Consider the following 22,100-nt stretch of genomic DNA (forward strand, 5'->3'; position numbering starts at 1 on the left):
TCCTTCGAAGAGGCAACCCATGAAACTCGGCACCCGTCAGCGCGGCATCACCCTCCTGGGCTTCATCGTGGTGCTGGCCGTGGTCGGCTTCTTCGCCTTCCTGGCGATGCGTCTGTTCCCGGTCTATTCCGAGTACTACTCGGTGGTCTCCGCCATGAAGGGTCTGCAGGCCGAGCCCGGCATCGCCACGCAGACCCCGGAAAAGATCCGCAGCCTGCTCAACAACCGCTTCTACATTTCCTATGTTGAGTCGGTGAAGCCGAATCACGTCAAGATCACCCGCTCGGGCAACGGCTACAACCTCAACATCAAGTACGAGGTGCGCCGTCCCATGGCCTACAACATCGACTTCGTCGCCAAGTTCGACAAGACGGTCGAGCTGTCGCGGCAGGGTGCCGTCGATTGATCCAGTGCCGCGCATCATGAGTTCGGCGCTGGGCCATGCCTTCGCCGACCCGGCCCTGCTGCAGCAGGCGCTGACCCATCGCAGCGCCGGCGGCCGCAACAACGAGCGCTTCGAGTTTCTCGGCGACGCCCTGCTCAGCGTGGTGGTCGCCGAGGCCCTGTTCCACCGTTTCCCCAAGGCCGACGAAGGCGCGCTCACCCGCGCGCGCTCGCAGCTGGTGCGCGAGCCACAGTTGGCCGAACTGGCACGCCGCCATCAGCTGGGCGATCGCCTGATCCTCGGCCAGGGTGAACTGAAGAGCGGTGGCTTCCGGCGCGAGTCGATCCTTGCCGATGCGGTCGAGGCGATCATCGGCGCCATCCATCTCGATGCGGGTTTCGAGGTCTGCCGGGCGCGGGTGCTGGCCCTGTTCGAGCCGCTGATCACGGCCCTGCCGCCGGGCTTGAAGGCGGAGAAGGATCCGAAAACCCGGCTGCAGGAATGGCTGCAGGCGCGCCAGCTGGGCCTGCCCGAGTACCGTTTGATCGAAGCGCGCGGTGACGACCACGACAAGCAGTTCGAAGTCCTTTGCCGCGTCGACAGCCACGATATCGAAGCCCGCGCCACCGCCGGTGCGCGCCGCGAAGCCGAACAGCAGGCCGCCGCCGAGGTGCTGGCCGCCCTGCTTGCCGCATCCACCAAGGAATCCGCATGAACACCCCTGACAGCGCCGCCGCCGGCGGTTTCCGCGTCGGCCACGTGGCCGTGGTCGGCCGCCCGAACGTCGGCAAGTCCACCCTCATCAACTCGCTCGTGGGCTTTCGCGTCAGCATCGTTTCGCGCCGCCCGCAGACCACGCGCCACCGCATCCTCGGCATCAGCACCTTCGAGGGCGGGCAGATCGTCTACGTCGATACGCCTGGCCTGCACGGCAAGGAGCCGCGCGCGATCAACCGCTACATGAACCGCGCCGCCCGCGGTGCGCTGTCCGAGGTGCAGATCGGCGTGCTGGTCGTCGAAGCCGGCGCCTGGCGCGAGGACGACGAGCGTGCCTACAAGGCCCTGGTCGAGGCGGGTGTGCCGCGCGTGCTGGTGATCAACAAGGTCGACAAGCTGAAGGACAAGGGCGCGCTGCTGCCCTTCATCCAGCAGGTCATGAAGGACCACGATTTCATCGAGGTGGTCCCGCTGTCGGCGCAGAAGCGCAAGGGCCTGGAGGTGCTGCAGAAGGTGCTGCTGAAGCACCTGCCCGAGGGCGAGCCGCTGTTCGAGGAAGACCAGGTCACCGACCGCAGCGAACGCTTCCTCTGCGCCGAGCTGATCCGCGAGCAGCTGATGCGCAAGCTGGGCGATGAGCTTCCCTACGCCACCAGCGTCGAGATCGAGAACTGGGAAGAAGACGGGCGGATGGCACGGATTGCTGCGGTGATCTGGGTCGAGCGTGACGGCCAGAAGGCCATCGTGATCGGCGCCGGCGGCGAGCAGCTGCGGCAGATCGGCATGGACGCGCGCATTGCCATGGAGCGACTGCTCGACCGCAAGGTCTTCCTGCAGCTGTGGTGCAAGGTCCGCGAGGGCTGGAGCGACGACGAGCAGGTCCTGCAGCGCTTCGGCTACACCGAGTAATCGCGTGTCGCGCAGCGGCAGCCCCGGCCCGCGTGTCGAAGGCGAGCCCGCCTACGTGCTGCATGCCCGACCGTTCCGCGAGACCAGCCAGCTGCTGGAAGTGTTCAGCGCCGGCCACGGCCGCATGGGCCTGTTGGCGCGCGGCGCCAAGGGCGGCAAGGGCGGGGGGCGCGCGGCCCTGCTGCAGCCCTTTTCGCCGCTGATCCTGTGCTGGCAAGGCCGCGGCGAGCTGCCGCAGCTGGTCGACGCCGAGCCCGCGGGGCCTTCGCCACGCCTGCTCGGCGATGCGCTGATGGCAGGCTTCTACGCCAATGAGTTGCTGGTGCAACTCCTGAACCGTGGCGAGGCCCATCCCGCCTTGTTCGCTCGCTATGCGCTGCTGCTCTCACAGCTGGCGGCGGGCGATCTGGCGTGGCCGCTGCGCTGCTTCGAGCGCGATCTGCTCATGGCGATCGGCTTCGAGCTGCCGCTGGAGGCCGACCACGCCGGCCAGCCGATCGAGCCTGCAGCGCGCTACCGCTGGCTGGGCGAGGCCGGCGCGCTGCGTCTCGGTATTGCCGAGCAGGCAGGGATTGCGGGCGCCGCGCTGCTCGCGCTGCGCGGCGACGAGGCGCCGCCTGAAGCTCTGCTGCCGCCGCTGCGCCGCCTGCTGCGCGAGGAACTGAAGCGCCATCTGCACGGACGCAGCCTGCGCAGCTGGGGCCTGCTGGCCGAGTTCGAGGCCCTGCGTAGCTGAGCGCGCATCGACGTCTTCTTGCGTGAACGGGATTCGACGACGGTCACCGCTGCGTGTTCGAACACATCCAAGCCTCAGCCCGAAGCGTGGTGTGTGATCGCCAAGGCATCGCCTTGATCGGTGCCTCCGGCTCTGCGCGCCAGTCGCCGGCGGACCCCGTCCTCAGCCCGTGACGCCGGACTCGCGGAGCAAGCGCTCGATTTCGGCATCGAGCGGCTCCAGCGCCGCCACTCCCCGCGCGCTGGCGTGTGGATCCGCGAGGAGGCTGCGCGCGCATTCGATCTGGGCCGCCAAGGCCGCTGCGCCGGTCAGGCGGGCCGCGCCGAGCAGCTTGTGCAGCAGTGCATCCAGTGTCGCCACGTCAGGTGGTTGTGCCGACGCTGCGTCCTTGAGCGAAGCGCGTTGCGCGGGTAGTTCGGCCAGCATCAGCCGGCGCAGCGAGCCTGCGATCGTGGCATGGCCGTTGGCTGCCGCCAGCGCGCGCTCTGCGTCCCAGACGGGCGGCGCCAGGCCCAGCGCGCGCAGGCTGCACAAGAGGGCGTCGGCGGCGATGGGCTTGCGCAGACGCGCGACGAAGTCAGCGGCTGCGGCGTCCGGCCACCTGGTCGCCGCGTCATCCGCGCTCAACGCCAGCGCCGGCGCGCGCAGACCGCGTGCCCGCAGCTCTGCCAGCAGGGTCGCGCCGCTGCCGTCGGGCAGGCGCTGGTCCAGCAGCAGGCCGTCGAAGTCGCAGGCTTCGACAAGCGCCAGCGCCTGCCGGCAATCGGCCGCGTGCTGGACTGCGTAACCCCAGCCGGCCAGCAGATGTCGCAGCCACTCGGCGCCGACCGGGTCGTCCTCCAGCAGCAGTAGGCGCAGGGCAGGGGATCGCATCGCGGCGGTATCTTCGTCGGCTCGTGGAGGCATCCGCTATCCTGCCGAGCATGCTCAGATCGACTTCCCGGCTCAAGGCCTTCGTGCGGCGTTTCGGCCTGCTCGTGGGCCTGGCCTTGTTCTGCCCGCCAGCGACGGCTCGCGAGCTGGTGGTGCGCGCCGAGGCGGTTCAGCAGGATGGATTGAGTGCGCGCGGCGTACTCCTCGCCCTGCGCTCACCCAACGCGCCGGGCGGCGGTCTGCAGCTGCGCCTGCAGGCGGAGACGCTGGCGTTCGCACCCCTGGGCTACCGCTTCGCAGCGCTCGACTGGCGCTGCGAGCTGCGCCCCCGCGATGTCGGGGTCTGGCGCTGTGCGGGGCCGTTGACCAGCGATGATGCGGCCGCTGGCGAACTGGCGCTGGAGATCGATCGCGGGGCGCTGCAGCTCGCTCTGGTGCGCGGTCGCACCCGGCTGCAGGCGAGCCTGCCCGCCGAGGGCAATCCGATCGGGCTTACGGCGGAACACCTGCCGGCGGCCTGGCTGCAGCCCATGCTGGCCGCTCTGTGGCCACAGGCCGGCCTGACCGCGGGAAGGCTCGGTGCCGAGCTTGCGCTCGATCTTGCCGGCGCTGCGCCGCGCATCGAAGGTGAGCTGCAGGCCGAGGGCTTGGGCTTCGACACCGAGGATGGCCGGCTGGCCGCTGCCGACCTGCAGATGCGCGGGCGGCTTGCGCTCACGCTTGCCGAGCGCACCGAACTCGGGCTCGAACTTGCTCTGAGCGGTGGCGAGGTGCTGGCCGGGCCGCTCTACGCCAGCCTGCCGGCGCAGCCTGTGCAGCTTGCGCTCAGCTTGCAGGGCAAAGACGCGCGCTGGTCGCTGCAGACGCTGCGCTGGAACGATCGCGAGGCCCTGCAGCTGGACGCGCGCGCCGAATTGGACTTCGGCGCGGCGGTGCCGCTGCTCGATGCTTCGCTGAAGGCACTCAGCCCGCGGGCCGGCGTGCTGCTGCCGCGCTACCTCGAAACGCTGTTGGCCACGGCCGGTCTGCCTGGCCTGCAGGCGGACGGCTCGCTCGAGCTGGCGCTGGATCTCAAGGCCGGGCGCATCGAATCCCTCGGCGTCGAGGCGGATGACCTGGCCTTGCGTGACGGCCAGTCCCGCTTCCTGCTGGAAGGCGTGTCGGGTGGCCTCGGCTTCACCCGCGGCGCCAGCGCGCGCAGCGACCAGCTGCGGATCGAGCGCCTGCAGCTTTTCGGTGCATCCTTCGCGCCGGCGGTGTTGGACTGGGCCAGCAGCGACGGCGAATGGCGGCTGCAGCGTCCACTGGAACTCGGCGTGTTGGGCGGCGGGCTGCAGCTGCAGGCTTTGCGCTGGAACAGCGCGGCCGAGGCGGGCAGTGAAGATCGCTTCGCCGCCGCGGCTTCGGTGCGTGGCATCGACCTGCGCCAGCTGTCGGCGCAGCTGGGCTGGCCGCCCTTCGAAGGCGAGCTCTCCGGCGATATTCCCGGCGTGCATTACGGCGCGGGAGTGCTGGCCATGGACGGTACGCTGCGCATGCGCGTGTTCGACGGTGACATCGAGATCGCCGGGCTGGCGCTGGAGCGCCCCTTCGGCGTGGCGCCCACGCTGGCGGCCGACGTCGAACTGCGAAGCCTCGACCTGCAGCCGCTGACCGCCGCTTTCGGCTTTGGCGAGATCACCGGGCGCATGGACGGCTACATCCGCGGCCTGCGCCTGATCGACTGGGCGCCGGTGGCCTTCGATGCGCGCTTTGCCACCGATGAGAAGGCCAAGGGGCCGCGCCGGATCAGCCAGCGCGCGGTGCGCGACCTGTCCTCGGTGGGCGGCATGGGCCCGGCGGCTGCCCTGCAGCAAGGCGTGATGCGCGCCTTCGAGACTTTCCCCTACGCCCGCATCGGCATCGCCTGCCGCTTGCGCAACCACGTCTGCCAGATGGACGGGCTGGCGCGTACAGCGCGCGGCTACACCCTGGTCGAGGGCTCGGGCCTGCCGCGGATCAGCGTCAACGGCATGCAGCGCGAGGTCGACTGGCCGGTGCTGGTCGAGCGTCTGCGTGCGGTCACCGAGGGCCAGGCGCCCACGATCCATTGAACCCGGGCGCGAGGCCGGAACGTCGGCACCGTGCTCCGAGCGATACACACCGAGGAGACCTCCATGAACCTGCTCTGCATCCTCACCGGGGCCAGCCGCGGGCTCGGCGCGGCGCTGGCACGTGGCCTGCTGGCCCGTGGCGCGGACTTGCTCTGCCTGTCGCGCGGCTTCGACCCAGCCCTGCAGCGCGAGGGCGACGGGGCCGGGCGCCGCCTGGAGCAGTGGCGGGTCGATCTCGCCGAGGCCCGACCGGTGGCAGCGCGGGTCGAAGACTGGCTGCAGGCACGCGGCCCGCAGGGGAGCAGCCATCTGTTGCTGGTCAACAATGCCGCGGTGCTGGAGACGCCGGGGGCGTTCGAAGCTCAGCCCGAGGACGACATCGTCTGCGCGCTCCGGGTCGGGCTTGAGGCGCCCCTGTTGCTCAGTCGCGCGGTGCTGCGCGCCAGCGCGGACTGGCCCGTGGAGAGACGCATTCTGAACATCTCATCGGGGCTCGGTCGACGGCCTCTGGCCGGGGTGGCGACCTACTGTGCGATCAAGGCCGGGCTCGACCACTTCAGCCGGACACTGGCCGAGGAGCAGGCCGATTCCGCCAATCCGGCGCGGGTCTGCGCGCTGGCGCCGGGCATCATCGACACCGGCATGCAGGTGCAGTTGCGCGGTGCCGATCCGCAGGCTTTCGCGGCGCGACCCGTGTTCGAGAGCTTCCATGCGAGTGGAGCGCTCGATACGCCAGAGCGGGCCGCGGCCAAGGTGATCGAGGTGCTTCTCTCGGCGCGCTTCGGCGCCCAAGCTGTGGCCGACGTGCGCGATTGAATGGTGCCGCCGGCGCGCTGTGCGCGGCGGCGGGGAAACGCGTCTTCAACGATCGTTCCACGCCCGCCACGTCGGCCCGGCTTCAGCCGCCGGCGAAGCGGCGGTTGACTTCCTTCCAGTTGACGATCGGCCACCAGCCGCGCACGTAGTCGGCGCGCACGTTCTGGTACCTCAGGTAGTAGGCGTGCTCCCACACGTCGATCGCCAGCAGCGGTTCGCCATTGGGGCTGGCCACGTCCATCAGCGGGTTGTCCTGGTTGGGCGTGGAGGTGATGGCAAGCGCGCCATCGTCGGTGCGGATCAGCCAGGCCCAGCCAGAGCCGAACACCGACAGCGCGGTGTTTTCGAACTCGCGCTTGAAGCTGTCCAGCGATCCGAACTGCGCATTGATCGCCTCCAGCAGCTCGGGGCTGGGTTCGCCGCCGTCACCCGCGGGGGCGAGCAGGCTCCAGAACAGGCTGTGGTTGTAGTGGCCGCCGCCGTTGTTGCGGATGGCCATGCTGTATTCGGAAACGCCGCGCAGGATCTGCTCGATCGTCATGCCTTCGAGGCGGGGGTCCTGGGCGACGGCGGCACTGAGGTTGTTGACATAGATCTGGTGATGGCGGCCGTGATGGATGCGCAGGGTCGCCGCGTCGATGTGCGGCTCCAGTGCGTCCTCCGCATAGGGCAGGGCAGGCAGGCTGAAAGGCTGGGCCAGGGCGGTACTGCTGCAGGCGAGGAGAAGGGCGCTCAGGCTGAAACGCAGGGAGGCAACCACAGGCGGTCTCCGGAAACATGGACACGGCGCGCGAGAGTAGCGGGCCCCGCGTGCAGACGGAATGCCTCGTTCGAGTACGCGGCCATCAGACGTTTGTGCAGGCCACGTGAGACTTGCGCTGCATCGACCGTAAGTGCATTGACGTATGGCGAGGAAGGGGTCTAGCGTTGGGGAAGCGTTAAGCCAACGGTCCGCGGTGCGTCCTGCCGTGGCGCCACCCGCACTACCCACGCCGCAGGAGATCCGCGCCCATGTCCACTCCGAAGCCGTCGACGCTCGCCCTCACCATCGCCCTCGTGCTGGCGGCGCCCATGCCCGCCCTTGCGCAGTCGGGCAGCGCACAGCAGGAGGCGCGCGAACTCGATCAGGTGGTCGTCACCGGTACCCGCGTCGCAGGACGCTCGGCCACCGATACCGCGGTGCCGCTGGATGTCGTCGATGTCGCCCAACTGGAGCGCACCGGCTCGCCCGAACTCAACCAGGCCCTGTCGGTGACCCTGCCTTCGTTCAACTTTCCGCGACCTGGGCTTACCGATGGCACCGACACCGTGCGTCCGGCCACCCTGCGCGGCCTCTCGCCCGACCAGAGCCTGGTGCTGGTCAACTCCAAGCGCCGCCACTCGGCCGCGCTGGTCAACGTCAACGGCTCGGTGGGGCGCGGCGCTGCCGCGGTCGATCTGAACACCATTCCCACCGCGGCCGTGCAGGGCATCGAGGTGCTGCGCGACGGTGCGTCCGCACAGTACGGCTCGGACGCGATCTCCGGCGTCATCAACGTGCTTCTGCGCGAGGCCAGTGAAGGCGGCAACGCCAGCGTGTCCTACGGCGTGCGTGAGACCAGCTACACCACGCCGGTGACGCCAGGTCCGGCCAATGCCAACTGGCCCACGCCCTCCACCATCACCCGCGACCGCACCGACGGCGATACCGTCACCGTCTCCGGCTGGAAGGGGTTTGGGCTTGGCGAGGATGGCTACGTCACCGTCTCCGCCGAATACAAGGATCAGCAGCGCACCGAGCGCGGCGGCTACGACCATCGCCAGCAGTACCCGATGGTCAACGGCCAATTCGACCCGCGCGAGGCCAGCATCGATCGCTTCAACGCCTGGTACGGCGAGCCCGAGCTCGAACAGCTCACCCTGTTCGGCAACGCCGGCGTGAACCTGTCCAGCGGCGCAAAGCTCTATGCCTGGGCCAGCTACCAGGGCCGCGAAGCCGACTCGGCGGGCTTCTTCCGTCGTGCGCTCGATGATCGCAACGTCATCCAGATCTACCCCGACGGGTTCCTGCCGATCATCTCGCCCAGCGTCGACGATTACAGCTTCGCGCTCGGCTACCAGTGGAACAGCGGTGAGTGGGATCTCGATGCTTCGCTGGGCTGGGGCCGCAACGAGATGGCCTTCACCATCAACAACACCTTGAACCGTTCGCTGGGGCCGTCGAGCAAGACCTCGTTCAACGCCGGCGGCTTCGACTATGACCAGCTCGTGTTGAATCTCTCCGGCGTGCGCACGGCCGATGTCGCCGCCTTCAGCTCGCCGCTGAACATCGCGATCGGCGCCGAGGCCCGCCGCGAGAGCTATTCGATTTTCGCGGGTGAGTCCGATTCCTACCGCAACGGCGGCGCGCTTCTGCCGAACGGTTCGCCCAGCGCACCTGGCGCACAGGTCTTTCCCGGTTTCCGGCCCTCCAACGAGGTCGACGAGGATCGCCAGGCCGTCGGCGTCTATCTCGATCTCGAGGCCAACCTCACCGAGAAGCTGTTGGGTTCGGCGGCGGTGCGCCTTGAGAACTACTCCGACTTCGGCTTCAACAGCACCGGCAAGCTGGCCCTGCGCTACGACTTCAGCGCGGCTTTCGCCCTGCGCGGCTCGGCGCAGACCGGCTTCCGTGCCCCTAGCGTGCAGCAGCAGTACTTCACCGCGACCTCGACCAATTTTGTCAACGGCGTGCCCTTCGACATCACCACCTTCCCGGTGGATGCGCCTGAAGCGCGGGCCTTGGGCGCGCAGCCGCTCGAGGCCGAGGAATCGGTCAACTTCTCGCTGGGTGCCGTGTTCAACCTTGGCAGCGTCTCGCTCACGGTCGATGCTTACCGTATCGACATCGAAGACCGAATCGTGCTGTCCGAGAATCTCGGCGCCAGTCGGACACCGCCATCGGCCGCAGACCTTGCTGTGCGGGATTACCTGCGGCAGCGCGGTTTTGTCGGAGTCGCGGGCGCCCGCTTCTTCATCAACGGGGTCGACACCGAAACCCAGGGCGTGGACGTGGTGCTGAACTGGCCGCTCGAAACCGAAGCGGCTGGCCGCTTCGACTTCACCCTGCTGGGCAACTACAACGAAACCAAGGTGACGCGCGTGCCGCGCACCTCGCAGCTATCCTCGCTGACGCCGCCGCCGGTGCTGTTTGATCGCGTCAACGTGCTGACCTTCGAGCGCGGCACGCCCAAGGACAAGTACGCCGCGAATGTCGACTGGACCTTCGACCGCTTCGGTGCCACGTTCCGGGCGACGCGTTACGGTGAGGTGCTGGCGCCGGGCACGACCGCGGCCAACGACTTCGTGCTGAGTCCCAAGGTGCTGCTCGATCTGGAAGCCCGCGTCGACTTCGGCGACCAGTGGCGGGTGGCGGTGGGTGCGGAGAACCTCACCGACGAGTATCCGGACGCCTTCACCATCAATCTCAACACCACCGGCAACACGCCCTACTCGAACTATTCGCCCTTCGGCCGCAGCGGGCGCCTGCTGTATGCGCGGGTGAGCTACGACTTCTGATCCCTTCGGATCGGTTGGCGACGAACGAGAGGCCGCCTGCGGGCGGCCTCTCTGCGTTCCTGGCGGCGCCTCGATGGAACGGCGGCGGGCGAGACGTTTCGCGGGCCCGCACTCGGCCCTCACGATCATTCCGGAAGCGTTGGCCGCCCCTGACCTTCCAGGTCATCCGCGAACACACTGTCGAAGCGCTCGAACTCGCGGCAGCCCGACGCTTCTGCCGCCGCTCGGAGCTCGACGAACAGCGCCTCGTAGTCAGACATGAGGCGGGTATTGATGCCGGGCGCGCCGCGCACCATGAACACGCCGAACAGGCCGGCCTCGAAGTCGATCCAGGGCATGAAGCCGAAGGCGCCGAGGCTGTGGATCAGCGGTGCTCGGCCGGCCGGCCGCTGCGGGATGAACCAGCTGCCGAGTCCGTAGCGGACGGGCGGCTCGGCGGTGGGCGGCGGATCGATCACGGGGAGATCGGTGATGCGATCGCGCCACAGCTCGAACACGCTGTCGCGCGAGAGCAGGCGAGCGCCCGAGCTGGCCACGCCTTCGTTGGTCAGCAGATGCAGCACCGCGCCGTAGTCGCGCAGGTTTGAGCGGGCGCCGCCCGCGACCATGTAGTTGGTGGTTGGCCCGAAGGCCTGCCAGTCGATGCTGCTGATGCCGAGTGGCGCGCCCAGGGCCTGCTGCCAGCCTTGCTGCCAGTCCTGGCCAGTCGCGACTTCGGCCGCGCGGCCGCCGATGTGCATCGACACACCGCCGTAGGCGAACTGTCCGCCCACGCTGTAGCCCGCCGGGAAGTCACGGCAGCAGGCGATCTGCAGCACGGCCTCGGCCAGGCTGATGCTGCGGTCTGTGATCTCGGGCGCGGCCGAGTCATTGCCGTAGCCCGAGGTGTGCGAGAACAGCTGGTCCAGCGTCATGTCCGCCTTGTCGCCACTGAACTCCGGCAGCAGCGGACCGATCGGGGCATCCAGATCGAGGATGCCGCGGTCTGCCAGCTGCAGGATGCGCACGGCTCCCAGCAGTTTGCTGGCCGAGGCGATGGCCACCACGGTCTGCGCGCTGTAGCTGCCGGCGTAGTGCTCCAGCAGCAGGCCCTGACGCGAGCCCAGCAGGAGGGCTGCGCCGGGCAGCGCCTCGCGTTGGCGCAGGGCCTCGAAGCGCTGCAGGCTGGGTCCGAAGTCGCAGCCTGGCCCCTGCTGTGCCTGCGCGCTTGGCAGCGTTGCCCATAGAAGGCCAGCGCACGTCCACAGTGCAGCAGCGGCCGCACGGCGGCGGAGAGCGCCCCCCGGTCTTCCTTGTCCTCGCGCCGATTGGAGCGCTGTGGGCAGGGCAGGCGGGATTTCGGCGGGGGGAGTTTCGGGCGTCAGTTGGGCGATGTGCATGGATCGAGTCGCGGAGGGAGTCCGACCTCCAGAAACGCAGCGGGCGCGTCAGGGTTGACGCGCCCGTGCAAATCCATGGTTCGCAGGCTCGGAGCGAGCCGCGCCGCCCAACTCAGGCCGCGGCGCTGTCGCGAAGCTCTCGGCGCAGGATTTTGCCGACATTGGTCTTTGGCAGCTCGGTGCGGAATTCGATGTAGCGCGGCTGCTTGTAGCCCGTCAGCTCATGGCGGCAGTGGTGCCTGATGTCGTCGGCGGTGAGGTTCGGGTCTTTCTTGACGATGACCACCTTGACCGCTTCGCCCGACTTCTCGTCCGGCACGCCGACAGCCGCTACTTCGAGCACGCCCGGGTGGGTGGCGATCACATCCTCGATTTCGTTGGGGTACACGTTGAAGCCCGAGACCAGGATCATGTCCTTCTTGCGGTCGACGATGTAGCAGTAGCCGTTCGGGTCCATCCTCGCCATGTCGCCGGTCTTGAGCCAGCCGTCGGCGCTCAGCACCTTGGCGGTCTCCTCCGGGCGGTTCCAGTAGCCGGCCATCACCTGCGGGCCGCGGATGCACAGTTCGCCGACTTCGCCAATCGGCAGGATCTGGCCGTTCTCGTCCTGCACCGAGGCTTCGGTGCTCGGCACCGGCAGGCCGATCGCGCCGTTGAAGTCCTTCAGGTCCATCGGGTTGATGCAGGCGGCGGGCGAGGTTTCGGTGAGGCCATAGGCCTCGATCAGCGGCACGCCGGTGACCTTCTTCCAGCGCTCGGCCACCGCACGCTGCACGGCCATGCCGCCGCCCAGGGTCAGGTGCAGACGCGAGAAGTCGAGTTTGTCGAAGCCCGGCGTATTCAGCAGTCCGTTGAACAGGGTGTTGACGCCAGTGATCGCGGTGAAGCGGATGCCCGAAAGCGTCTTGACGAAGCCCGGCATGTCACGCGGGTTCGTGATCAGGTGGTTCAGACCGCCGAACTTGATGAAGACCAGACAGTTCGCCGTCAGAGCGAAGATGTGGTAGAGCGGCAGCGCGGTGATGATCTCTTCCTCACCCAGCTTGACGTTGGTGCCCAGCCAGGCCGAGGACTGCTGCATGTTCGCCACCAGGTTGCGGTGGGTCAGCATGGCGCCCTTGGACACGCCCGTGGTGCCACCGGTGTACTGCAGGAAGGCGATGTCGGAGGGCGCGATGTCGATATTCGGCAGCTTCTTCCCCGCGCCGGCATTGACCGCGTCGACGAAGCTCACCGCACCCGGCAGGCTGTAGTCCGGCACGGCCTTGCGCAGGTACTTCAGCACGAAGTTGACGATCTGCCGCTTGGGGAAACCCAGCATGTCGCCCACGGCCGTGGTGAAGACGTGCTTGACCTGGGTCTCCTTGACGACCTCCTGCACCACGTTGGCGAAGTTCTCCACGACCACGATGGCCACCGCGCCGGAGTCGTTCAACTGGTGCTTGAGCTCGCGCGCCGTGTAAAGCGGGTTGGTGTTGACCACCGTCAGCCCCGCGCGCAGCACGCCGAAGATCGCCACCGGATACTGCAGCAGGTTGGGCATCATGATGGCGACGCGATCGCCCTTCTTGAGCTTCAGGTCCAGCAGCAGATGGCAGGCGAACTGGTAGCTCAGACGGTCGAGTTCGTCATAGCTGATCGTCTTGCCCATGTTCTCGAAGGCGGGGCGGCTGCGGTATCTGTCGCAGCTGTCCTCCAGCACCGACACGATGTTGCGGTACTGCTCCAGGTCGATCTCGGCGGGGACGCCCTTCGGGTACTGGGCCAGCCACGGGCGCGTTGCGCTCATTCGGTACTTCCTCCCTGTCGCACCTCGTCGGGTGCGGTTCTCGATTCGGCGCGCGGACGGCTGTGCTGGCACCGTGCCGCGCGGTATGTTTGCCCGGATTGGAGCATAGGCCCTCGGGGCAGGCAAGGCGGCTCGCAGAGTCCGCAATCCACGGAAAAACCTGCGCAGGAGAGCGTATGCAGAAGGTGAGGAAGAACCACATGGCCGTGGCTGGGAAGGCGCTGCGGCGCAGGGTCTCGGTGATGCCGGTGCGCTGGCTCCTCGCTGTGCTGTTCCTGCCCCTGCTCGTCGCCGCCTGCAGTCGCGCACCGGCGGAGCAGCGCCTGCACGAGGCCATGGCGGGGCTGCAGTCGGCGATCGAGGCACGCGAGGTGCGCGTGGCGATGGGCTATGTCGACGAGGACTTCATCGGCAGCGGCAGCCTCGACCGCGAGGGCGCGCGCAACCTGCTGAGAGCGATGGTGCTGAGGCACCAGAGCCTCGGCCTCACCCTCGGCCCTGCCGAGATCGAGCTGTTCGAGGGACGCGCCGCGGTGCGCTTCACCGCGGTGGCGACGGGCGGGCAGGGCGCGCTGCTGCCGCAGTCGGCGCGGGTCTGGCAGGTGGAAACCGCATGGCGCGATCACGGCAGTGACTGGCGGCTGATCTCGGCTCACTGGGACTGAAGCGCAGCGGCGCAGACCCGGATCGACCGCGTCACTTGTCGCGTGGCCGCCGCAGCGAGTGCGGCGGCCACGCGGAGCGTTGCTGCTTCAGGGCAGTACGGCGAGTCGCAGCGCTTCCTGCCGCTGCTCGTTCAGGCTGAGTCGGGTCTGGTCCGACAGGCTCAGGTCGCGCAGCGCGTAGGGCGCTCCCAGCTTGGGATTGCGCACATCGGCCGGGAAGCGCAGTTCCAGTCGCCCCTGGCCTGCGGGCAGCAGGTCGGCGGCGTGGGCGATCGCCATCGGCCGCAGCTGGCCGTCAGCGTCGGTGCCGAACAGGGTGCCGCGCACCTCGAAGCGCCCGGCGGCAGCGGTCTCCACCGGCAGTACGAAGCGCAGTGCGCCCTTGTCCTGCTCGACATCGACGCTGCCCACAAGGCGCGCGCTGGGCACGCCGACCATCACCGCGGTGCGGGCATCGCGCAGCACCCGGCCCTTGCCGGTCGCGCCGAAGGCGTGGACCTCCCAGGGCTCGAGGCCGCCGCCGGCATCGGCGGGCAGTACGAAGCGGGCGCTCGCCCGTCCAGTCTTGTCGATGCTGAATTCCAGATCGAAGCTGCGGCCATCCGGCGCGGTGATGAGGCCGGCGATGCGGTCCGCGGCAAGCGCTTTGCCGGCGTCGAGGAAGCCCGCGTCGAGCCGGATCTCGGAGCCGGCCGCCGCCAGCACGCGGTCCGCCGACAGCTGCATGCTGAGCGTGCTCTTGGGTTCGAGGACGTGCAGCAGGGCGCCGCCACGGGCTTTGGGCAGGGCGACCTCGATGCGCCGCCCCGCCAGGCCGTCGGCGAGCTGGAACACCAGGGTGCCCTCGCTGAACTGCGCACCGGTGGCCTTCAGCTCGACGTCGCTGGCCTGGTGCTGGATGACGGCGGCGGCCTCGCGCGGCTCGCCATCGACCCGCAGCTGCAGGTCGCCGCTGGACAACGCGCCCGCCTTGCTGGCGCCCTGCAGGCTGATGCGCACCAGCGCGCCGTCCGCGGTCGGGGTGAAGCCCCAGCCGGCCTTGACCTGGCTGGCGTCGAGCAGGGTCCAGAACTCGCGGCTGTCGGCGCGATAGGGCTCGGCGGGCGTCAGTTTGGCGTCGGCCTCCAGGGCCCAGGCGAAGTGCAGCGGCTGGGGCTCGCTGGCGCCCACCGCGGCCGCTTTTGCGACGGACAGGGTCTGCGGCACCAGGTCGCCGGCGCTGCGCTGCAGTTCGAAGGTCTGCGCCTGCGCGCTGCAGGCGAAGGCAAGGGCGGCCGCCAGGGCGGTGATTTTCAGGGTTCGCATGGCAGGGGCCTCACAGGTCGTTGCGCAGGATGACGTCCAGGCCGAAGCACTGGCGGCGGCTCTGGTGATGGCTCAGGTAGTAGCCGTTCTCCATGGCCTGGGTGTCGGTGAACCAGCGCCTGCCGGCCGCCTGCTGGCTGCTGCACTCGAGGAAACCGTCCGAGCAGCTGTTGAGCCAGGCCTGGGTGACGGTCAGGCCCAACTGGTACTGGTAGCCGCCGCAGTAGCTGTTGCCGGTCCAGATCGCCGAGCGCACGTTGCTGCCGGTCACCGACCAGAAGCCCTTGGGCAGGGCCGGGCGTCCTGCGGTGCCATAGAGGTTCTGCGCGTTGTACTGGGCCATCCAGTGGGTCTGCTGCATCTTCACCGCATCCGAGGCGTAGCCCAGCAGCCAGCCCAGCGCCAGCTCGAACACGTTGCCCGCGGTGACCGCATTGGCCAGCGGCGTGCCCGCCGACGAGGGCGCCAGCGCGTTGACCCAGCGGATCCTGCTGATGATGTTGGGGTAGCGGCTGTCGTAGGTCGGATTCGACAGGATCCAGCGCATCACGTTGCCACCGTTCGAGTGGGTGATCACCACGAGGTCGGTGATGCCGCGCGCATTGATGAAGCTGGTGAGTTGGCCCGCGAGGCAGCCCGCCGCCCGGCTGTCCCACATATAGCGTTCGAACTCGCAGTTGATGACGGTGTAGTTGGCGCTGTTGGGCAAGCCCTGCCGCACCGAGTTGACCATGTCCGAAGTCCAGTAGTCGGCCAGCGCATTGGTCTGGTTGCCGGTGCCGTGGACGAAGGCCACGCCGGTATTGGCGTGGGCGCAGAGCGCAGCCGCGCTCAGCGCAAAGCCGGCAAGCAGCCGGCCAGCGAATCGTGCAATCACTTTGTGTCTCCCCGAATGAGGGCGGTCGACCGCGCTCCGTCCCTGGCCTCCCTGCGCTGCGCCGCCCGATGGCTCCGGCGCTCCCTACGCCGAAGTACGGCCGAGCATACGCGTCAGGGCGGACATGTCATGTTGCGATGCGATCCCAGATGGCGCGCCCGGCGAATCTTCGAGAGGGGCTTGGGCCATGGCCTCCGCAGGCGTCGTGCCCGAGCGGATGCAGGTGGGGCCCCGGGCCTGCTGGACGGCTGCCTCCAGTGGGCGGTCGCCAGCGGCCTCGCTGTCGTTCTCATGTCGCGTTGCGATAAACCGCGGCCGGCGCGGATAATCGGCGGTCTTTCCTCTGCCTCACTCGCGGGATTTCCCATGCTCGACCCCCAGCTGCTGCGCGCCCACCTGCTCGACACCGCCGAGCGCCTGAAGAGCACCCGCGGCTTTGAGCTCGACGTCGAGCGCCTGCAGGCCCTGGAGGCCGAGCGCAAGCAGATTCAGACGCGCACGCAGGAGCTGCAGAGCCTGCGCAACTCGAAGTCGAAGGAGATCGGCGCGCTGATGGGGCAGATCGCGCGTCTCGGCGCCAGCGATGTCGCGCAGGCCGAGTCGGGCAAGGCCAAGGTCGAAGAGCTCAAGCGTGAGGTCGCCTCCTTCGCCGAGGAGCTCACGACCAGCGAGCAGCGCCTGGAGCAGATCCGCCTGTCGATCGACATGATCAGCCTGGGCGTGCCCAACCTGCCGGGCGAGGACGTGCCGCTGGGCGGCGGCGAGGCCGACAACGTCGAGCAGCACCGCTGGGGTACGCCGCGTGCCTTTGACTTCACGGTCAAGGACCACGTCGAGCTGGGCGCCCACAAGGGATGGCTGGACGGCGACATCGCCGCCAAGCTCTCGGGCGCGCGCTTCACCGTGCTGCGCGGCGAACTCGCCCGCCTGCACCGCGCGCTGGCCCAGTACATGCTTGACCTGCACACCGGCCAGCACGGTTATCTGGAATGCAATGTGCCGCTGCTGGTCAACGCCGACACCCTGCAGGGTACCGGCCAGCTGCCGAAGTTCGAGGAGGACCTGTTCAAGACCGCGGTGGGCGAGCACCCGCGCTACCTGATCCCGACCTCGGAAGTGCCGCTGACCAACCTGGTCCGCGACAGCATCGTCGAGGACGCCGAGCTGCCGATGAAGCTCACCGCGCACTCGATGTGCTTCCGCGCCGAGGCCGGCAGTTACGGCCGCGACGTGCGCGGCATGATCCGCCAGCACCAGTTCGAGAAGGTCGAGCTGGTCGCCATTGCCCGCCCGCATGAAAGCGAGGAGGTCCACCAGGCGATGGTGCGTCACGCCGAGATCGTGTTGGAGACTCTGGGCCTGCCCTACCGCAAGGTGCTGCTGTGCACCGGCGACATGGGCTTCGGCGCCCGCAAGACCTACGACCTCGAAGTCTGGCTGCCGGCGCAGAACGCCTATCGCGAGATCAGCTCGATCAGCAACTGCGGCGACTTCCAGGCCCGCCGCATGCAGGCGCGCTGGCGCAACCCCGAAACCGGCAAGCCCGAGCCCCTGCACACGCTCAATGGCTCCGGTGTGGCGGTCGGTCGCGCGCTCATCGCGGTGATGGAGAACTACCAGAACGCCGACGGCTCGATCACCGTGCCCGAGGTGCTGAGGCGCTACATGGGTGGCGTCGACCGGATCGCCTGAGTGCAGCGCATCGGGCCGCGTTGCGCGGTCCGATCCGAAGCAGCCTCAGAGGCCCCCAGGGCGTGACCTTGCCCCGCGGAGCCTGATATTCGCTCTGCGCTCGTCGGACCGCGCGCCCCGCTCAACGAGGCGCGATGGCGTCCAGCGTCCATCGGCATTGGCCGCCCGAGGCCAGGCGAGCGGCTTCACGCCGCCCGACGCGCACCCGAGACTGCCGCCGCTTCACCCATCAGATGCCCATACAGATCCTTGGGGTCCGCAAGCCCCGGGATCAGGCCGATGGTCTCGCCCAGGCCCAGCTCGGCGGCGCGATCGCGCAGCAGTCGCAGGGCGCTGTAGTCCTCCAGCGCAAAGCCGACCGAATCGAACACGGTGATCTCGGAGTCGGTGCGGCGGCCTTGCGCATCGCCGCTCAGCACGCGCCACAGTTCGGTGACGCCGAAGTCCGCCGGCATCTGCTGCAGGTCGCCCTCGATGCGGGTCTGCGGCTCGAACTCGACGAAGACAGAAGCGCGCCGCAGTACGTCGGCGGCCAGCTCGGTCTTGCCCGGGCAGTCGCCCCCCACGCCGTTGATGTGCATGCCGGGCTCGAGCATGTCGCCGCTCAGGATGATCGCATTGGTCTTGTCGGCGGTGACCGTGGTGACGATATCGGCGCCGCGCACCGCCTCGCGCGTGTCGGCACAAGCAACGACCCGCAGGCCACTGACCGGCTTGAGATGGGCCACCAGCTTGGCGGTGGCAGCGGGGTCGACGTCGAACAGGCGAATCTCTTCGATCCCCAGCAAGTAGTGGAAGGCCAGCGCCTGGAACTCGCTCTGCGCGCCGTTGCCGATCAGGGCCATCACCTTCGAGCCCTTGCGCGCCAGGTGCTTCGCGGCCATCACCGAGGTCGCCGCGGTGCGCATCGCGGTGGTCAGGGTCAGCTCGGAGAGCAGGGTCGGGCGCCCGGTGTCGACGTCGGCCAGCACGCCGAAGGCCATCACCGTGGGCAGGCCTTCGCGGGTGTTCTTGGGATGTCCGTTGACGTACTTGAAGCTGTACTCCTTGGCGTCCGTCACCGGCATCAGTTCGATCACGCCCACCTCCGAATGCGAAGCCAGACGCGCGCACTTCTCGAAGTCGTTCCAGCGGCGGAAGTCGGCTTCGAGGTAGTCGACCATCTGCGCCAGCACCTGCGGCAGACCGAGGCGGGCGACCAGGCGGGAGACGTCGAGGGTGGTGAGCAGGGTGGTCATGGCGGGCTCCGGTGCGAGATTCGATGTGGCCACATTCTCCAGAGCCGGGCGCTAGCGCGAAACGGCAATAACGACAGCATTTCGCCAGATAGATGGCAATATGACAGAGATGCGTGTTAATTTGCGCGGATGGACGAACTCGACCAGCAGTTGATCGCGCGGCTGCGTGCCAATGCCCGCGCAACCGTTGCCGAGTTGGCGGCGGCGCTCAAGGTGTCGCGGGGCACTGTCACCAACCGCATGGCGAGGCTGGAGCGCGAGGGCGTGATCAGCGGCTACACCCTGCGTCTGCGCCCGGATGCCGCCCGCGAGGAAGTACGGGCCTGGACCTCGATCGCGGTCGAAGGCAACCAGCTCAAGGTGGTGCATGCGCTGCTCGGCGAGCCCGGTGTTGCGGCCCTGCATGACACCAATGGGCGCTGGGACCTGCTGGCCGAACTGCGGGTGCGCGACCTGACCGAGCTTTCAGCCGCGCTCGAACGCATCCGCGCGATGCCGGGGGTGAGCGCCACCGAGACCAGCCTGCATCTGAAGAGCTGGAGGGCTTGAAAGCCGGGATTGGGGATTAGGGATTCGGGATTCGCAGCAGCCCGCCCGGATCGCAACTTCGAAGGCATCCGGCCTGAGGCTGGCTCGTTGTTCGCATGTGCTGTGATCGGGCTTTGTGGGGCCCGGCCTTGCAACGCGTTCGGATCAACGCACCCGCAATCAGGGGACGCCACATCCACTCCTCACGCCGTAGAGTTCCTCCGTCCTTTTTCTGGCTGACGAAACCCCATGACCGACACTTCCGTGCACGCTGATGTGCGCCGCTACTACGGCAAGGTGCTGCAGACCAGCCGAGATCTGAAGACCGGCGCCTGCTGCCCGGCCGAGGCCATGCCGGCCTGGCTGCGTCCGCTGCTGGCCGATCTGCATCCCGAGATCAACGAGCGCTTCTACGGCTGCGGTTCGCCGCTGCCGCCGGCGCTGCAGGGCTGCACGGTGCTCGACCTCGGCTGCGGCACCGGCCGTGATGCCTACTTGCTGTCGCGGCTGGTGGGCGAGGGCGGCCAGGTGATCGGTGTCGATATGACCTCGGAGCAGCTTGAGGTCGCGCGCCGTCACCAGGCCTGGCAGGCCGAGCGCTACGGTCATGCGCGAAGCAATGTGCGCTTCATCGAGGGCTATATCGAAGACCTCGCCGCCTGTGGCATCGCCGACGCCAGCGTCGACGTGGTGGTTTCGAACTGCGTGTTGAACCTCGCCCCGGACAAGGCGCGCGTGTTCGCCGAGATCTTCCGCGTGCTGAAGCCCGGCGGCGAGCTCTACTTCAGTGATGTGTTCGCCGACCGTCGCATTCCCGAAGCACTGCGCGGCGATCCGGTGCTGCTGGGCGAGTGTCTCGGCGGCGCGCTGTACGTCGAGGACTTCCGCCGCGTCATGGCCGCGGTGGGCTGTGCGGACGCCCGTGTGGTCAGCCGTGCGCCGATCCCGCTGCTGGATCCTGCGATCGAAGCCAGGCTGGGGATGGTGCGCTTCGAGTCGATCACGGTGCGCGCCTTCAAGCTCGACCTGGAGGACCGCTGCGAGGACTATGGTCAGCTTGCCACCTACCGCGGCAGCCTGTCGCAGGCGCCGCACGCGTTTGAACTCGACGACCATCACCGCTTCGAAACCGGGCGGCCGCTGCGGGTCTGCGGCAACAGCTTCGACATGCTGGCGTCGACGCGCTACGCGCCCCACTTTGATCTGATCGGCGACAAACGCACGCACTTCGGCCTGTTCGACTGCGCGCCCGCCGCGGCCGCCGCGCGTTCGACCGAGGGCGGCAGCTGCTGCTGAGGCCTGCCGCCGTGCGGTGTCGGACACCGCACGGCGGTCGCGCCATCGGGCTCGAATGCGCTGTGCGCTGGCTTATGGCTGTCTGCAGGGGGGGGCGCGTGCCGGCCGCCAGCATCGACGCGATCGCGGGCTTGCCAAGTTGCGCCGCCCCCCGCGAACCCAGGCATCAGGCAGGGGGCGCCTGTCGCCGCGACTCGCTGCAGAAGAGGCGGACGCAGACAGGCTGCGCCCGCGTGGCTTGCCTGACTTACTCGGGAAGCAGATCGATCGCGACGTCGACCGCCGCGCGCGCCTGTTCGCCCAGTCGTGCGGCACGCTCGCACAGCGTGCTGGCATCGCTGCTGCCGCGGCTCCAGGCCAGCTCGCAGCGCTGCGCATACTGCGCGGATTCAGCGATGGCCGTGAGAGCGACGTCTTCGCGATCGCGCAGGTCGCGGTCCTCGCTGCCGGCCATTTCACGGCGACGCAGTTCGACGGCATCGAGCAGGGTCCGCTCCAGTTCGGCCAGTGCCAGCGACGGCTGCAGCAGGCGCAGCTGCTTCTGGATGCTGCGTGCATCCAGCGGCGAGCCACCGTCCCGCTGGCCGGCGAGGCTGGCGTTCTCCAGAACGAAGATGGCGGAGTTCCAGCCGGCGTTCTGGCTGGCCGCCTTGATTCGGCCGGGCCCCAGGCAGGCCGCGCCACAGCCCGGGTTCGGAATCACATTGCCGTTGTTGTCGACCCACCGGAAGTTGTCGGCCTGGTAGACGAAGAACGACTCGAAGCCCTGGTTGGGCCAAGCCACGGGAACGCCATCCACGCTGATGTCGATGCCGCTGCCGCTGCAGCCTGGCAGGTCGCGCAGGCGGATCACGATCGGGTCCTGGGTGCTGATGTTGGCAGTGCCGAAATGGAAGCCGTACTGATCGACCCACTGGGTGTTTTCCGAACCGAGCAGGCGGATGCCGCAGGCGCCGGCCTTGGGTGCGATCGGGTTGTTCCACTGGCTGTTGAGCGTGACCTGGTCGGACTGGATGAAGTCGTTGCCGACGAAATGGATGTAGTAATCGTTGCTGGAGGCGGCCTGCGCGGACGTCGAGAGGGCGCCGGCGAGGAGCAGCGCACAGCTGCTGGCGAGGGTGCGAAACGTGTTCATGGGAGGTCTCCTGGCGGTGGCCTCGGCGGTGATCGCCGGGCACATCCACGGACACGCGATTGCGCGGGCGAAACGACACGCTCCGACGAATTCGGTGTCGCGTTCGGGGTGTCCAATCCGATCGAAGCCT

Annotated in this window: 19 protein-coding genes; 11 read left to right on the forward strand and 8 right to left on the reverse strand. The window is 68.4% G+C overall.

Annotated elements, in window-relative coordinates:
• Positions 1-19: 19 nt before the first annotated feature.
• Genes BLP83_RS03270 through recO form a run of 4 tightly spaced genes read left to right on the forward strand, consistent with a single transcriptional unit; the run spans position 20 to position 2,747 of the window.
• A complete protein-coding gene (locus BLP83_RS03270) occupies positions 20-406 on the forward strand; it encodes a DUF4845 domain-containing protein (RefSeq protein ID WP_091238759.1) in 387 nt (128 codons plus the stop codon).
• A gap of 16 nt (positions 407-422) precedes the next feature.
• Positions 423-1,100, forward strand: coding sequence for a ribonuclease III (gene rnc / locus BLP83_RS03275; protein WP_091239451.1), 678 nt, complete (start codon positions 423-425; stop codon positions 1,098-1,100).
• Entirely contained in the window at positions 1,097-2,011 is a 915-nt protein-coding gene (gene era, locus BLP83_RS03280) for a GTPase Era (protein ID WP_091238762.1), read from the forward strand. The genes rnc and era overlap by 4 nt, the downstream gene beginning before the upstream one ends.
• Before the next feature lie 4 nt (positions 2,012-2,015).
• Entirely contained in the window at positions 2,016-2,747 is a 732-nt protein-coding gene (gene recO / locus BLP83_RS03285; protein WP_091238765.1) for a DNA repair protein RecO, read from the forward strand.
• Positions 2,748-2,909: 162 nt separating this feature from the next.
• On the opposite strand, the gene BLP83_RS03290 is transcribed toward recO, so the two are convergent.
• Positions 2,910-3,620: a response regulator transcription factor gene (locus BLP83_RS03290; protein ID WP_176763990.1), complete on the reverse strand. Its 711-nt coding sequence runs from the start codon at positions 3,618-3,620 to the stop codon at positions 2,910-2,912.
• A 50-nt stretch (positions 3,621-3,670) separates the two neighbouring features.
• Between BLP83_RS03290 and BLP83_RS03295 the strand changes: the two genes are divergently transcribed.
• Both BLP83_RS03295 and BLP83_RS03300 read left to right on the forward strand, forming a co-directional pair.
• Complete coding sequence (locus BLP83_RS03295) at positions 3,671-5,713, forward strand: translocation/assembly module TamB domain-containing protein (protein WP_091238769.1); 2,043 nt, start codon at positions 3,671-3,673, stop codon at positions 5,711-5,713.
• 63 nt (positions 5,714-5,776) lie between these two features.
• Complete coding sequence (locus BLP83_RS03300) at positions 5,777-6,529, forward strand: SDR family NAD(P)-dependent oxidoreductase (protein WP_091238772.1); 753 nt, start codon at positions 5,777-5,779, stop codon at positions 6,527-6,529.
• Between the two features lie 82 nt (positions 6,530-6,611).
• Here the strand turns inward: BLP83_RS03300 and BLP83_RS03305 are convergent, their stop codons facing one another.
• A complete protein-coding gene (locus BLP83_RS03305) occupies positions 6,612-7,289 on the reverse strand; it encodes a superoxide dismutase (RefSeq protein WP_091238775.1) in 678 nt (225 codons plus the stop codon).
• A 251-nt stretch (positions 7,290-7,540) separates the two neighbouring features.
• On the opposite strand from BLP83_RS03305, the gene BLP83_RS03310 reads away from it, so the two are divergent.
• Complete coding sequence (locus tag BLP83_RS03310; protein ID WP_091238778.1) at positions 7,541-10,066, forward strand: TonB-dependent receptor plug domain-containing protein; 2,526 nt, start codon at positions 7,541-7,543, stop codon at positions 10,064-10,066.
• Between the two features lie 125 nt (positions 10,067-10,191).
• Here BLP83_RS03310 and BLP83_RS03315 read toward each other — a convergent pair whose 3' ends face one another.
• Both BLP83_RS03315 and BLP83_RS03320 read right to left on the reverse strand, forming a co-directional pair.
• On the reverse strand, positions 10,192-11,445 hold the full coding sequence (locus tag BLP83_RS03315; protein WP_091238780.1) for a serine hydrolase domain-containing protein: 1,254 nt from the start codon (positions 11,443-11,445) through the stop codon (positions 10,192-10,194).
• Between the two features lie 112 nt (positions 11,446-11,557).
• Positions 11,558-13,234: an AMP-binding protein gene (locus BLP83_RS03320; RefSeq protein ID WP_091238783.1), complete on the reverse strand. Its 1,677-nt coding sequence runs from the start codon at positions 13,232-13,234 to the stop codon at positions 11,558-11,560.
• Positions 13,235-13,410: 176 nt separating this feature from the next.
• Here BLP83_RS03320 and BLP83_RS03325 point away from each other — a divergent pair, with 176 nt between their 5' ends.
• Positions 13,411-13,899, forward strand: coding sequence for a hypothetical protein (locus BLP83_RS03325; RefSeq protein ID WP_091238786.1), 489 nt, complete (start codon positions 13,411-13,413; stop codon positions 13,897-13,899).
• 87 nt (positions 13,900-13,986) lie between these two features.
• Here the strand turns inward: BLP83_RS03325 and BLP83_RS03330 are convergent, their stop codons facing one another.
• On the reverse strand, positions 13,987-15,204 hold the full coding sequence (locus BLP83_RS03330; protein WP_091238789.1) for a DUF4785 domain-containing protein: 1,218 nt from the start codon (positions 15,202-15,204) through the stop codon (positions 13,987-13,989).
• 10 nt (positions 15,205-15,214) lie between these two features.
• The gene (locus tag BLP83_RS03335; protein WP_091238792.1) at positions 15,215-16,081 is read right to left on the reverse strand and encodes a hypothetical protein; all 867 of its coding nucleotides are present in this window, start codon (positions 16,079-16,081) and stop codon (positions 15,215-15,217) included.
• 366 nt (positions 16,082-16,447) lie between these two features.
• On the opposite strand from BLP83_RS03335, the gene serS reads away from it, so the two are divergent.
• Positions 16,448-17,773, forward strand: a complete 1,326-nt coding sequence (gene serS / locus BLP83_RS03340) for a serine--tRNA ligase (protein WP_091238793.1) — start codon at positions 16,448-16,450, stop codon at positions 17,771-17,773.
• Positions 17,774-17,958: 185 nt separating this feature from the next.
• On the opposite strand, the gene BLP83_RS03345 is transcribed toward serS, so the two are convergent.
• Positions 17,959-19,011: an ornithine cyclodeaminase gene (locus tag BLP83_RS03345; protein ID WP_091238796.1), complete on the reverse strand. Its 1,053-nt coding sequence runs from the start codon at positions 19,009-19,011 to the stop codon at positions 17,959-17,961.
• Between the two features lie 129 nt (positions 19,012-19,140).
• Between BLP83_RS03345 and BLP83_RS03350 the strand changes: the two genes are divergently transcribed.
• Positions 19,141-19,560, forward strand: coding sequence for an Lrp/AsnC family transcriptional regulator (locus BLP83_RS03350; RefSeq protein ID WP_091238797.1), 420 nt, complete (start codon positions 19,141-19,143; stop codon positions 19,558-19,560).
• Between the two features lie 228 nt (positions 19,561-19,788).
• On the forward strand, positions 19,789-20,835 hold the full coding sequence (locus tag BLP83_RS03355; RefSeq protein ID WP_091238800.1) for a methyltransferase domain-containing protein: 1,047 nt from the start codon (positions 19,789-19,791) through the stop codon (positions 20,833-20,835).
• Positions 20,836-21,082: 247 nt separating this feature from the next.
• On the opposite strand, the gene BLP83_RS03360 is transcribed toward BLP83_RS03355, so the two are convergent.
• Complete coding sequence (locus tag BLP83_RS03360; protein WP_091238802.1) at positions 21,083-21,970, reverse strand: hypothetical protein; 888 nt, start codon at positions 21,968-21,970, stop codon at positions 21,083-21,085.
• Positions 21,971-22,100 lie beyond the last annotated feature (130 nt).

Source organism: Aquimonas voraii (genome assembly GCF_900101825.1).
Taxonomy (GTDB): Bacteria; Pseudomonadota; Gammaproteobacteria; order Xanthomonadales; family Xanthomonadaceae; genus Aquimonas; species Aquimonas voraii.